A 13,128-nucleotide genomic window follows, 5' to 3' on the forward strand; every position below is an offset into this window, starting at 1 on the left:
TTGATCAGCGGAACCAGATGAAGGTCATCAACACGAACAGTGGTACCAAAATACCACACGACCAGAGCATGTAGCCGAAGAAGCTGGGCATTTTCACGCCGCGGTCTTCGGCAATGGCCTTGACCATGAGGTTGGGTGCGTTACCAATGTAAGTGTTGGCCCCCATGAATACAGCACCCGCCGAGATGGCGGCCAGCGTGGGGGCCAATGTGGTCATCAGCACCGCGGGGTCGCCGCCTGCCGTGTTGAAGAACACCAGATAGGTCGGCGCGTTATCGAGGAACGAAGACAAAATCCCGGAGGCCCAGAAATACATGGCCGGATCGGGTGAACCATCGGGCCGGGTCACCGCACTGACGATGGCGCCAAACGGGCCATTCACGCCCGCCTTGAGCATGGCGATCACCGGAATGATGGTCAGAAAGATGCCCGCAAACAGCTTGGCGACTTCCTGCATGGGACCCCAGCCGAACTGGTTTTTCTCGTGCACCAGCTTGGGCGTGAGCCAAAGGGAGAGGCCCGTGACCATCAACAAACCGATGTCCCGCACGATGCCGGGCAGCCCGACTTCGGTGCCTGCGATATCAAAGACAACAGACGACTTCCAGAATCCACTGAGCAGCACCAGGGAAACCACTACGCCCAGCAGGGCAAAATTGAGTTTGCCGTCAAAACCAATCGCGCGCGTATCAGGCGTAGGGTCCGACTTCGTAACTTCCCCGCCTTTGCGGAAGAACCAACTGTCGAGCGCAAAGAACAGAACCAGCAACGTACCCACGAGAAACAGCGTTTCCTGGAAAATGTGGCTCACCGTCCAGAAAAAATCCACGCCCTTGAGGAAACCCAGGAACAGCGGCGGATCGCCCAGCGGGGTCAGTGAGCCCCCTGCGTTTGAGACGATGAAGATAAAGAAAACCACGACATGCGCTTTGTGCGCACGGTTGTCGTTGGCACGGATCAGGGGGCGGATCAGGAGCATGGACGCCCCTGTTGTACCCATGAAGCTGGCCAGCACGGCGCCAATGGCCAGGATGGTGGTGTTGAGCGCCGGACTGCCATGCAGGTTGCCGCGAATATAGATACCGCCTGCCACGGTAAACAGCGCCGTCAAAAGAATGACGAAAGGCAGATACTCCGCCAGCAAGGCATGCACGAGGCTTGCGCCCGCCAGACCGGGGCCGAAAACCAGGGCAAACGGCACCAGAAACAGCAATCCCCAGACAGCAGCCACCTTGCCAAAGTGGTGGTGCCAAAAAATCGGCGCCATCAGCGGTACGAGGGCAATGGACAGCAAAATACCCGCAAAGGGGATGCCCCACCACAGCGGCAACGCACTGCCATCAATGTCTGCCGCCATGGCCAGACTGGGCAGCGCCCCAAGAACGGCCAAGGTGAGCCAGCGAAAAAGTTTCATGGGTTTGTCTCCCTATCTTTTGTTGGAACCACAGACTGGGCGGTCGCCACACGGCCAACACGGAAGTGCAAGGTGTCCAGGCAAAAATCGGCCCAGCCACCCCACAAGGCATGACGGCAGCGGCCGAGAGATCCCCATCTCACCAACCCGGCGAACGCTGCCTCAAAGTGTAGGCGAGGTTTCTTCCCATGGACGCCATAGCCCCATAGGCAAGCCCCCTTGCAAACCTTCTGTCAGGAAGTCCCGCTACGCCGTCTGCTGCGCCCAGGCCGCCCCTCAGTCCTTGATCAGCAAAGTCTCCAGCACCGTACGCAGAGACGGCGGCACGGACACCGGACGGCGCGTTGCACGATCGACATAGACATGGATGAAATGCCCAGCCGCGGCCGTAAGAGGCTCTCCAGCCGCAAAAAGGCCCACCTCGTAGCGCACACTGGACGAACCGAGGCGCGCCACACGGATACCCGCCTCCACCGTCTGCGGAAACGCCAGGGGCGCAAAATAATTGCATTGCGTTTCAATCACCAGGCCAATGGTGGCACCCGTATGAATGTCCAGCACGCCCTGTTCAATCAGATAGGCATTCACCGCCGTATCAAACCAGCTGTAGTAAACAACGTTATTGACATGCCCATAAACGTCGTTGTCCATCCAGCGGGTGGTGATGGTGCGAAAGACAGGGTAAGCACTGCGCGACACCGGTGCCGGGCGCGCGGGTAAGGCCGCGTGGTTCATGGGTGGCCATTCTGCCAGCGCCGAGGCTCCGGTGACAGCGGCGACCGTCACCTTGGTGAACCGCCCTACTGAGCCGCCGCACTTGGCCGCGAAATTTTAATGATGACGGAATGGAGGACAGAAACCGTACCAACGCACCGCTTTTGCAGCTTTCGGCACCCGAAGCCCGGCAGAGTTGCTGGCATCAGTTTGTAAAGTCACCTCCCTAAAATGCTGCATTGCAACAATTTCGCTTGCATTCAGCCTGCAACAGCGTAGAATTCGCATCATGCTGCACTGCAACATAACCACCTGGTTCTGATCAGCGCAGATGTCTGTAACCCCTGGGATTCGCCAGGCACCACTTTTAGGAGATATGACATGTCGCTGACTACCGAACAAATCCTGGCCGCACACAAAGCCAACATCGAAACCCTCTTCGGCCTGACCAGCAAGGCTTTTGAAGGCGTGGAAAAACTGGTTGAACTCAATGTGACCGCTTCGCGCGCCGCACTGAACGAAGCCGCCAGCCACGCCCAAGCCGTTTTCAGCGTCAAGGACGTTCAAGAGCTGATGGCTCTGCAAGCCGGCATCCTCCAGCCCTTGGCTGAAAAGACTGCTTCTTACAGTCGTCACCTGTACGACATCGCTTCGGGCACCGGCAGCGAGTTCACCAAGGCCGTGGAAGCCAAAACCACCGAAGCCCAGAAGAACATCGCCAACCTGGTCGACACCGCTACCAAGAACGCCCCCGCAGGCTCAGAAACCGCTGTGGCCGTGATGAAGAGCGCCGTCTCTGCTGCCAACAACGCTTTTGAGTCGGTTCAAAAGGCCGTCAAACAAGCGACCGACGCTGCCGAAGCCAACTTCAACGCCGTGGCCGCATCGGCTGCCGACGCAGCCAAGACCGCTGCTCCACGCAAGCGTTAATACACGACGTCTGGAGAAATCTCTCTAGGCGCCAGCAAGGGATTACCCGCATAATGCGGACAGCTCCTTGAGAAATCAGGGATCTCCAGTTGTCTCCTTGGATCCTCTCGAAACCCCCGTTTCAGGATCCTTTCAAAGCCCGGTTGCAAGACTGGGCTTTTTTTTGGCCTTTCGTTTGAATGGGCCATTGAAGGCTTTGCAGACAACATACGGAACAGACAAGCGGACATCACTGAACCCCACAATTCAATTGCGAATTGTTCGCGTTTGCTTTAGCATAGAGGAATCGCTACATTTCCAATGCAATCCATGTCCAAAACGATTCTGCGCGCCCTGATTTCGGGCTGTTTCCTGAGCCTTTCCGCGGGTGCGGCCCTGGCTGAAGACCAGGTCGTCAATCTGTATTCGGCCCGGCACTATTCCACCGATGAGGCCTTGTACAACGACTTCACCAAAGCCACCGGCATCAAAGTGAACCGCGTGGACGCCGACGACGCAGGCATCCTGGCACGTCTTAAAGCCGAAGGCTCGGCATCGCCGGCCGATGTAGTTTTACTGGTAGACGCCGCACGTTTGTACAAGGGCGAAGTGGACGGACTGTTCCAGCCAATCCAGTCCAAGCTGCTGAACGACGCCATCCCCACCCATCTGCGCAGCACACCAGTAACCGACGGCGGCATCTCATGGTTTGGCCTGTCCACCCGGGCTCGCGTCATCGTCTACAACAAAGTCAAGGTCGACAAGACCGATGTGGACACCTACGAGGAACTGGGCGACCCCAAGAACAAGGGAAAGCTGTGTATTCGCTCAGGCTCGCACCCCTACAACCTGAGCCTGTTTGGCGCGGTCACTGAACACATGGGCCCAGAAAAGGCCGAGGCCTGGCTCAAAGGCATGGTCGCCAATCTGGCTCGCGACCCCAAGGGCGGCGACACCGACCAGATCAAGGCCGTGGCATCGGGTGAGTGCGAGATCGCCGTCACCAACAGCTATTACCTTGCACGCCTGATGCGCTCGTCCAAACCAGAAGACGTGGCCGTAGCCAACAAAGTGGGCGTCGTATTCCCCAACCAGCAATCCTGGGGCACCCACATGAACATTGCAGGAGGCGCTGTCGCACGGCACGCCAAGCACCCTGCCAACGCGATCCGGTTCCTGGAATACCTGGCCAGCCCGCAAGCACAAAACTACTTCGCCAATGGCAACAACGAGTGGCCCGCTGCCAAAAACGTCGCTATCGACAACCCGGCACTCAAGGCCATGACCGGTGGTACGCCCTTCAAGAGCGAAACCATCCCAATCAGCGCCGTGGGCGCCAATGTGACCAAGGTGCAGCAAATGCTGGACCGCGTAGGTTTCAAATAATCGGCAACGCCACAACACCCAGGAGCCCCAGGCTCTCCACATGCCCGGCACCGACCGGGCATTTTTATGCGCACGACATCGGTAATAATTGACGTTTACGTCAACGTCATTCACTGGAGACTCAATATGGAAATCAAGGGCAAGGTATTTATCGTGACCGGCGGCGCATCGGGCCTGGGTGAAGGCACGGCACGCATGCTGGCAGCCCAGGGTGGTAAGGTGGTCATTGCGGACATGCAGGTCGAAAAAGGCACAGCGGTCGCTCAGGAGATTGGTGGCGCCTTTGTGAAATGCGATGTCAGCAGCGAAGCCGACGGCCAGGCCGTGGTGGCACAGGCAGTTTCCATGGGCAAACTCATGGGCCTGGTCAACTGCGCAGGCATCGCTCCAGCAGAAAAGACCGTGGGCAAAAATGGCGCGCATGCACTGGCCGTTTTCAGCAAGACGATCACGGTCAACCTGATTGGTAGCTTCAACATGATCCGCCTGGCGGCCGAAGCCATGAGCAAGAACGACCCCGAATCCACCGGCGAGCGCGGCGTGATGATTTCCACCGCCAGCGTCGCTGCCTACGACGGCCAGATTGGCCAGGCAGCCTACAGCGCCTCCAAGGGCGGCGTGGTGGGCATGACATTGCCCATTGCCCGTGACCTGGCCCGCAATGGCATCCGCAACATGACCATCGCCCCTGGTATCTTTGGCACGCCCATGCTGTTTGGCATGCCCCAGGAAGTGCAGGATGCCTTGGCCGCTGGCGTGCCCTTCCCAAGCCGCCTGGGAACGCCTCAGGACTACGCCAAACTGGTTCAACACATCTTTGAAAACGACATGCTCAATGGCGAAGTCATCCGCCTGGATGGAGCCATTCGCCTGGCGCCGCGCTGATTTGCTTCTCTTTTGATAGCTCCCTGCGCTTGTACTCCAGGCGCTGGAGGCCAATTTAATTCAAAAAAAAGCCGCCAGTCTTGCGACTGGCGGCTTTTCAATGCTGGCGGAGTGGACGGGACTCGAACCCGCGACCCCCGGCGTGACAGGCCGGTATTCTAACCAACTGAACTACCACTCCTGGCAGGCAGCTTTCGCTTGCATTTCTCAACACAAGCCAAGCGCTACAACTTGGCGACCCCACGGGGATTCGAACCCCGGTACTCACCGTGAAAGGGTGATGTCCTAGGCCTCTAGACGATGGGGTCAAAACCTTGGAACTAACCGATAACAAATTGTGGTGGAGGTAAACGGGATCGAACCGATGACCTCTTGCATGCCATGCAAGCGCTCTCCCAGCTGAGCTATACCCCCACGAAACTTTGGCTTTTGCCAAAGAAAAACCCTTGCATATCAAAGACCTGCAAGGGTTTTGACTGGCGGAGTGGACGGGACTCGAACCCGCGACCCCCGGCGTGACAGGCCGGTATTCTAACCAACTGAACTACCACTCCTGGCAGGCAGCTTTCGCTTGCATTTCTCAACACAAGCCAAGCGCTACAACTTGGCGACCCCACGGGGATTCGAACCCCGGTACTCACCGTGAAAGGGTGATGTCCTAGGCCTCTAGACGATGGGGTCAAAACCTTGGAACTAACCGATAACAAATTGTGGTGGAGGTAAACGGGATCGAACCGATGACCTCTTGCATGCCATGCAAGCGCTCTCCCAGCTGAGCTATACCCCCCACATCGAACAACCGCAATCATTGGTTGCTTTCATTCTCTGAGCCTTGAATTATAGACTGCTTTTTCAAACCTTTTTCAATCGATCCACAACTTTTTCGCGTCCCAGTAACTCCAGCATGGCATCCACGGAAGGCGTGTGCGCCGTGCCCGCCGTGAGCACACGCACCGGCATGGCCAGCTGTGGCATTTTCAGACTGTGGGAGGCCAGCACCTCCTTCAAGGCTGCAGCGATAGACGCCTTGTCCCACGCGCAGCTCTGCAACACCGTCGCCAGCGCCTTCAGCGCAGGGCGCACGCTTGCCGTGACGTGCTTATCCAAATCTTCCTGCGACGGAGTCACCGTATCGCCATAGAACAACTGGGCCCAGTCCGCCAGCGCGACAGTAGTGTCGCAACGATCCTTGAACAAGGCACAGATGCGAGGCAGACGGCCATCATTGAGCGCATCTGCCGCAATACCACGCCGGACTAACTGAGCAGCGACCAAAGCGGCCAAGCTATCGTCGTTGGTGGCCTTGATGTGCTGTGCGTTCACCCAGCGCAGCTTGGCATCATCAAATTGTGCGGCACTGCGCCCCAAATGATCGAGGTTGAACCATTCCAGGAACTGCGCCCGCGAGAAAATTTCATCATCACCATGGCTCCACCCCAGGCGGGCAAGGTAGTTCACCATGGCGTCGGGCAGGTAGCCTTCGTCGCGGTATTGCGTCACCGGCTTGGCACCGTTGCGCTTGCTCATTTTTTCACCTTGCTCATTGAGCACGGTGGGCAGGTGTGCGTACACTGGCGGCTCCTTGCCCAGCGCCTTGAAGATGTTGATCTGGCGCGGGGTATTGTTGACATGGTCGTCACCGCGGATCACATGGGTAATGGCCATGTCGATATCGTCCACCACCACGCAGAAGTTATAGGTGGGCGTGCCATCGGGCCGCGCAATCACGAGATCATCGAGTTCGTCGTTGCGAATCTCGATACGGCCTTTGACCTTGTCTTCCCAGGCCACCACCCCGCCCTGTGGATTTTTGAAACGCAGCACAGGTTGCACACCCTCGGGCACGGGGGCTAATTGCTTGCCAGGCTCGGGCCGCCAGGTGCCGTCATACCGGGGTTTTTCCTTGGCGGCCATCTGCGCCTCGCGCAGTGCATCAAGCTCGGCAACGCTCATGTAGCAAGGGTAGACGTGCCCTGCAGCAACCATCTGGGCCAGCACCTCCTTGTACCGGTCCATGCGCTGCATCTGGTAGAACGGGCCTTCATCGGGGTCCATGCCCAGCCAGTGCATTCCTTCCAGAATGACATCCACGGCCGCCTGGGTCGAGCGCTCCACGTCGGTGTCCTCGATGCGCAGAATGAAGTCGCCGCCCGTCGCGCGCGCAAATGCCCACGGATAGAGTGCCGAACGGATGTTGCCCAAATGGATGAATCCCGTGGGCGAAGGGGCGAAACGGGTGCGAATACGCCCGGAGGATGGGTTTGCTTGCGCTGTCATGTCAGGGAATCCAGACCCCGTGCGAGGTCGTTTTTCAGATCTTCAATATGTTCCAGGCCCACGGCCACGCGGATCAGGCCTTGTCCGATGCCGGCGGCCTGGCGCTGTTCTTGCGTCAACCGGCCATGTGAAGTACTGGCCGGATGGGTGATTGTGGTCTTGGTATCGCCCAGATTGGCGGTGATGCTACACACCTGCGTGCTGTCGATGACATGGAAGGCGCGTGACCGCCCTGAAGCAGCATCGCTCGCGCGCACATCAAACGACAGCACAGCGCCCCCCAGACCCGACTGCTGGCGCATGGCCAGCGCATGCTGGGGGTGCGACGCCAGTCCCGGGTAATACACCCGGGCCACAGCGGGATGCGCCTCCAGCCACGAGGCCAGCTGCAACGCCGCGGCGCTTTGCGCCTGCATGCGGATCGACAGTGTTTCCATGCCCTTGAGAACCACCCAGGCATTGAACGGCGAAAGGTTCATGCCCGCACTGCGAATCAGGGGTGCCAGCTTGTCGTCGATGAGAGCGCGCGGGCCACACACGGCCCCGGCCATCACACGACCTTGCCCGTCCAAAAACTTGGTCCCCGAATGGATGATCAGATCCGCCCCCAGGCTGGCCGGACGCTGCAACGCAGGCGATGCGAAGCAGTTATCCACGGCCAGCAAAACACCCGCACCATGCGCAATGTGCGCCAGCGCCTGGATGTCGCACAGATCAGTCAGCGGATTGGTGGGCGTTTCTGCAAAGAGAAGCCGCGTTTCAGGTCGCACGGCAGCCTGCCATGCAGCCACATCGGTTTGCGACACAAAACTCGACTGCACGCCAAACCGGGCCAACTCGCCCCCGATCAGCTTCATGGTGGAGCCGAACATCGATTGCGAACACACCACATGGTCGCCCGCCTTGAGCAAGCCCAGGCACATCAACAGAATCGCGGACATACCGCTGGACGTTCCGATGGCCGTTTCGGTGCCCTCCAGCGCGGCCAGGCGCTGCTCGAAACTGGTCACCGTGGGATTGGACGTGCGTGTATAGGTGTAACCCTCTTCATCGCCGGCAAAGCGACGCGCTGCCGTTTCAGCGTCGGGCTGGATAAAGCTGCTCGTCAGGTAGAGCGCCTCAGAGTGCTCGCCGTAAGCACTGCGGGGCAGGGCCTGGCGTACGGCCAGGGTGTCAGGATGCAGGCCCGAAGGCAATGCGGGGGATGTCAAGGAAGGCATTTTTTCCATCTGTCGGTCCGGGCCGCGCCTCAGTTGTCCTGGGCATTCGGCAGCGCAAGGCGCGAATGGTCTTCCTCGCCCTCTTCCGCGCCGCTGCGCCCCTCATTGAGCCGCTCAATGTCTTTCGCAGTGATGTCACCCGTCACGTACACGCCATCGAAACACGAAGCATCAAAACCGCTGATCTGGGTATTGAGCGAGCCAATGGCCTTTTTCATGCCTTCGACATCCTGGTAAATCAGGGCGTCGCAGCCAATCAGCTGGCGAATCTCTTCCACCGTCCGGTCATGCGCTACCAATTCACTGCTGGTGGGCATGTCGATGCCATAGACGTTGGGATAGCGCACGGGCGGCGCTGCGCTGGCAAGGTAAACCTTGCGGGCACCAGCGTCGCGGGCCATTTGAACGATCTCACGGCTGGTGGTGCCGCGCACGATGGAGTCATCCACCAGCAGCACATTGCGACCCTTGAATTCGCTGGCAATCACATTGAGCTTCTGGCGTACCGACTTCTTGCGCACACCCTGCCCCGGCATGATGAAAGTGCGGCCCACATAACGGTTCTTGACAAAACCTTCGCGGTACGGGAGCCCCAACAGATGGGCAAGTTGCATGGCACTGGGGCGGCTGGACTCAGGAATCGGGATGACCACATCGATGTCGCTCGGCGGCACCGTAGAGATCACCCGCTTGGCCAGCGACTCTCCCAGATTCAACCGTGCCTGGTAGACCGAGATGCCATCAAGCACCGAATCCGGGCGGGCAAGATAAACGAACTCGAAAATACAAGGGTTGAGCTGGGACGACTGCGCACACTGGCGCGCGTGCACCTGACCGTCCAAGGTGACGAAAAGCGCCTCCCCAGGCTCTACATTACGCTCCAACACAAGGCCGGTCCCCTCCAGCGCGACCGACTCGCTTCCCACCATCACAGTGCCATCCTTGCCGCGCCCCAGGGCCAGCGGACGAATGCCATGCGGGTCACGAAACGCCACCAACCCATGGCCTGCGATCAGCGCCACCACAGCGTAGGAGCCACGGATGCGCTGGTGCACGGCGCGCACCGCCGTAAAAATATCGTCCGGCTGCAGCGGCATGCCCCGCGTGGCGCGTTCCAACTCGTGCGCAAACACGTTGAGCAGCACCTCCGAATCACTGTCGGTATTGGTATGCCTGTGATCAGTGGAAAACAGCTCTGCCCGCAAGGCCTGCGCATTGGTGAGATTTCCGTTGTGCACCAGGACGATGCCAAACGGCGCATTCACATAGAAGGGCTGCGCCTCTTCTTCGCTGAACGCATTGCCGGCCGTGGGATAACGCACCTGACCCAAACCTGCATTGCCTGGCAGTGCCCGCATGTTGCGGGTGCGGAACACGTCACGCACCATGCCCTTGGCCTTATGCATGAAAAATTTACGCCCTTGCTGCGTGACGATACCCGCGGCATCCTGACCACGGTGCTGCAGCAAAAGCAGCGCGTCATAGATCAACTGGTTGACAGGAGACGTACTGATGACGCCAACAATTCCACACATATAAGGTTTCCATCCATTGGCGGGAACCGCCCCGCTTGCCACCACACACCAGATGACCGCCTTCGGTCATCCATGCTTCATCAGACTGCCCTCACACGGGAAGGCGATTACTCAGCTCCTGCGGCAACACCGGCTTCAAGGTCTGAACCATCTCCGACAGCCAGACCGCACCACGCGATGCCTGCCACCAGTCGGCCTGGTGCAGTTGCATCAGGCCGGCGATAACCACCAGCACCAGCAGAATCACCAGCCCGCGCAACACACCAAACGCGGCGCCCAGCGTGCGATCCACCGGACGCAGACCCACAGCATCCACCAGTTTCTTGCCCAGCCATGCCAGAAAACCACAGGCAAAGATGGTCACGATAAACACCAGTATGAAACCCGCGGCATAGCGCACCGTATCCTGGGCGCCTTCCCAGGGAAGCAGTGCAGCCGCGTCCGCCGCAAACCACTGCGCCACCAAAAAGGCCACCACCCACCCCGCCAGGGATAGCACCTCGTAGACCAGTCCACGCCAAGCCCCCATCAACATGGAAGCCAGCAGCAGCGCCACGAACACCCAATCCAGCGCCGCCATGTGCAAGCCCCGAAATCAGAGCAACAAAAGGGACACAGGCAAGCCCAGCCCCTTGATGCGTGCTGCAGCCTTCTCAGCCTCAGCCCGGCCTTCAAACGGCCCCACACGCACCCGCGTGCGTTTGCCATCCTTGGTATCCACGACCTGCGTGTAAGTCTTGATGCCTGCTCTCTCAAGCTTTTGGCGCACTTCCCGCACCTTGTCGGCTTCGGCAAAAGCACCAATCTGCACAATAAACCGCTCTCCGTCGGCCGCGGCAGGCGCCACGGGCGTCTTGACGGAGCGCCCTTCCAGCAGCGCACGTGCGCGTTCGGCATCATCCGATGGTGGGGTGGCGCGTACAGGCGGCGCAACAGGCACTTTGCTCTCGGGTTTGGGCTCAGGTTTGGGCTCGACGTGCTTGGGTAAGGGTGTGGGCGCAGGGGCAGGCGTAACCGCCGCTGTCGCAGCAGGGCGCACCTCGCGCGCCACGGGGGCATCGCTGGCCGCCTCGACCGCGACATGGGCGGGTCGCTCTGCGGGGCGTGTTGTATTAGAGGCAGGTGCTGCGCCGACCGCAGTGGCAGACGACTCCACCCCGGGCACGACCAGGGGAACCGCCTTGTTGCGATCAGGAATTTCGATCGGGATATCGACTTGGATCGGGCGTGGCTGCGTGTCGAACAGAATGGGAAACCCCACCACCCCCAGCAACACCAGCACGGCTGCGCCAATGAGCCTGTGGCGTGCCCGCCTGCGCATCACTTCGATGCTCTCGGCCTTTGCCGGACGGGCGGGCTTTGTGGCCTTGTCGCCCTGCCCCTTCTGGCCGGGCCACCGAAACTTGAAAAATGCCATGGAGTTGCAAATACCGTGACGGACTTAAGTGCCCAGATGCTTGGCCTGCAGGCGTGGCACACCATTCAGCAGCACACCGCCCACCGTATGGAAGGAGCCAAAGACCACGATTCTATCAGCGGGGTCTGCCGCCAGCATGGCTGCCTGTAGCGCATCGGCAGGGTTTGCATACTGGCTGCAGACCACCGGCCGCCGCCCCCCAGCCACCATTTGCAGTGCATTCCATTTCTGCTGCAAACCCGCCGCTGTTTCGGCCCTCGGCGTAGGCAGGTCCGTGAAATACCAGCAATCCACCAGCGGCCCGATTTTGGCGAGCATGGGGGCCAGATCCTTGTCAGCCATCGCTCCGAACACCGCATGGGTGACCGGAAAGTACCCCATCGCATCCAAGTTGGCCGTCAGCGCCGCCACCGAATGCGGGTTATGGGCCACATCCAGCACCAGAGCCGGCTGACCTGGAACAATCTGAAACCGCCCTGGCAACTCCACCAAGGACAGGCCATTGCGCACCGCCTGTGCCGTCACGGGGATACGCCCCCGCAGCGCCTCCAGAGCCGCCAGCGCCCCCGAAGCATTGACCAGCTGATTGGCCCCGCGCAGCGCCGGATAGGCCATGCCGGCGTAGCGGCGGCCCCGGCCCGCCCAGCTCCATTGCAGCTTGTCGCCTGCAAAATTGAAGTCCTGTCCAAACCGCCAGAGATCGGCGCCTATTTCGCGCGCATGGTCGATCACGCTTTGCGGCGGCATGGGGTCGCTCACTATCACGGGCCGGCCCGTGCGCATGATGCCCGCCTTCTCGCGCCCAATGCTTTCGCGGTCGGGCCCCAGATACTCGACATGGTCGATGTCGATGCTGGTAATCACGGCGCAATCGGCGTCAATGACATTGGTCGCATCCAATCGCCCCCCCAGCCCTACCTCCAGAATGGCCACATCCAGCAGCGCATGGCTCATCAGGCGCAGGATGACCAGGGTGGTGAACTCGAAATAAGTCAGAGAGACATCGTTGCCGTTGAGCGTGCGCGCACCCTCCACCGCCTCGAAATGCGGCAGCAAATCGGCAGCGGCCACCACATCACCCGCGATGCGGCAGCGCTCCTCAAAATGCACCAAATGGGGCGAAGCGTAAACACCCGTGCGATAACCCGCCTCCTGGGCAACGGCTTCAATCATGGCGCAGGTAGAACCCTTGCCATTGGTACCCGCCACCGTGATGACGGGACAGTCAAAACGCAGACCCATGCGGCGAGCCACTTCGCTCACCCGGTCCAGGCCCATGTCGATATTGTGGGGATGCAGGCGCTCGCAATGGGCAAGCCAGCCTTCCAGGGTGTGAATCTTCTTTTGCATGCTGCGTGGGATTGTCGCCGA

At 59.8% G+C, this 13,128-nt stretch carries 11 protein-coding genes and 6 tRNA genes; 3 read left to right on the forward strand and 14 right to left on the reverse strand.

The window, feature by feature from the left end:
* Positions 1–4: 4 nt before the first annotated feature.
* Positions 5–1,414 (reverse strand): sodium:proton antiporter, encoded by a 1,410-nt coding sequence (locus tag C8D04_RS07550; protein ID WP_116004291.1) that lies wholly within the window; start codon positions 1,412–1,414, stop codon positions 5–7.
* 276 nt (positions 1,415–1,690) lie between these two features.
* Complete coding sequence (locus tag C8D04_RS07555; RefSeq protein ID WP_116004292.1) at positions 1,691–2,149, reverse strand: thioesterase family protein; 459 nt, start codon at positions 2,147–2,149, stop codon at positions 1,691–1,693.
* 360 nt (positions 2,150–2,509) lie between these two features.
* Between C8D04_RS07555 and C8D04_RS07560 the strand changes: the two genes are divergently transcribed.
* The 3 genes from C8D04_RS07560 (at position 2,510) to C8D04_RS07570 (ending at position 5,308) form a co-directional block, all read left to right on the forward strand.
* On the forward strand, positions 2,510–3,058 hold the full coding sequence (locus C8D04_RS07560; protein ID WP_116004293.1) for a phasin family protein: 549 nt from the start codon (positions 2,510–2,512) through the stop codon (positions 3,056–3,058).
* Positions 3,059–3,367: 309 nt separating this feature from the next.
* Entirely contained in the window at positions 3,368–4,423 is a 1,056-nt protein-coding gene (locus tag C8D04_RS07565) for an extracellular solute-binding protein (RefSeq protein WP_116006082.1), read from the forward strand.
* A gap of 126 nt (positions 4,424–4,549) precedes the next feature.
* Positions 4,550–5,308 carry a 3-hydroxyacyl-CoA dehydrogenase gene (locus C8D04_RS07570; protein WP_116004294.1) on the forward strand — a complete coding sequence of 253 codons (759 nt, stop codon included), beginning with the start codon at positions 4,550–4,552 and terminating at the stop codon, positions 5,306–5,308.
* 104 nt (positions 5,309–5,412) lie between these two features.
* Here C8D04_RS07570 and C8D04_RS07575 read toward each other — a convergent pair.
* The 12 genes from C8D04_RS07575 to folC form a co-directional block, all read right to left on the reverse strand.
* A tRNA-Asp gene (locus C8D04_RS07575) sits at positions 5,413–5,489 on the reverse strand.
* 51 nt (positions 5,490–5,540) lie between these two features.
* Positions 5,541–5,616, reverse strand: a tRNA-Glu gene (locus tag C8D04_RS07580).
* Positions 5,617–5,646: 30 nt separating this feature from the next.
* Positions 5,647–5,722, reverse strand: a tRNA-Ala gene (locus C8D04_RS07585).
* A gap of 63 nt (positions 5,723–5,785) precedes the next feature.
* Positions 5,786–5,862: transfer RNA gene (locus C8D04_RS07590), tRNA-Asp, on the reverse strand.
* Positions 5,863–5,913: 51 nt separating this feature from the next.
* Positions 5,914–5,989, reverse strand: a tRNA-Glu gene (locus C8D04_RS07595).
* Positions 5,990–6,019: 30 nt separating this feature from the next.
* Positions 6,020–6,095 (reverse strand) — tRNA-Ala (locus tag C8D04_RS07600).
* Between the two features lie 65 nt (positions 6,096–6,160).
* Positions 6,161–7,585 (reverse strand): glutamate--tRNA ligase, encoded by a 1,425-nt coding sequence (gene gltX / locus C8D04_RS07605; RefSeq protein ID WP_116004295.1) that lies wholly within the window; start codon positions 7,583–7,585, stop codon positions 6,161–6,163.
* Complete coding sequence (locus C8D04_RS07610) at positions 7,582–8,796, reverse strand: O-succinylhomoserine sulfhydrylase (RefSeq protein WP_116006083.1); 1,215 nt, start codon at positions 8,794–8,796, stop codon at positions 7,582–7,584. Before C8D04_RS07610 ends, gltX begins: the two co-directional genes overlap by 4 nt.
* A gap of 38 nt (positions 8,797–8,834) precedes the next feature.
* Positions 8,835–10,340 carry an amidophosphoribosyltransferase gene (gene purF / locus C8D04_RS07615; protein WP_116004296.1) on the reverse strand — a complete coding sequence of 502 codons (1,506 nt, stop codon included), beginning with the start codon at positions 10,338–10,340 and terminating at the stop codon, positions 8,835–8,837.
* Between the two features lie 91 nt (positions 10,341–10,431).
* Positions 10,432–10,920: a CvpA family protein gene (locus tag C8D04_RS07620; protein ID WP_116004297.1), complete on the reverse strand. Its 489-nt coding sequence runs from the start codon at positions 10,918–10,920 to the stop codon at positions 10,432–10,434.
* A 15-nt stretch (positions 10,921–10,935) separates the two neighbouring features.
* Positions 10,936–11,757, reverse strand: coding sequence for an SPOR domain-containing protein (locus C8D04_RS07625; protein WP_116004298.1), 822 nt, complete (start codon positions 11,755–11,757; stop codon positions 10,936–10,938).
* 24 nt (positions 11,758–11,781) lie between these two features.
* Positions 11,782–13,107 carry a bifunctional tetrahydrofolate synthase/dihydrofolate synthase gene (gene folC, locus C8D04_RS07630; RefSeq protein ID WP_116004299.1) on the reverse strand — a complete coding sequence of 442 codons (1,326 nt, stop codon included), beginning with the start codon at positions 13,105–13,107 and terminating at the stop codon, positions 11,782–11,784.
* Positions 13,108–13,128: the final 21 nt, after the last annotated feature.

This window comes from Simplicispira sp. 125 (assembly GCF_003096555.1).
Taxonomy (GTDB): Bacteria; Pseudomonadota; Gammaproteobacteria; order Burkholderiales; family Burkholderiaceae_C; genus Simplicispira.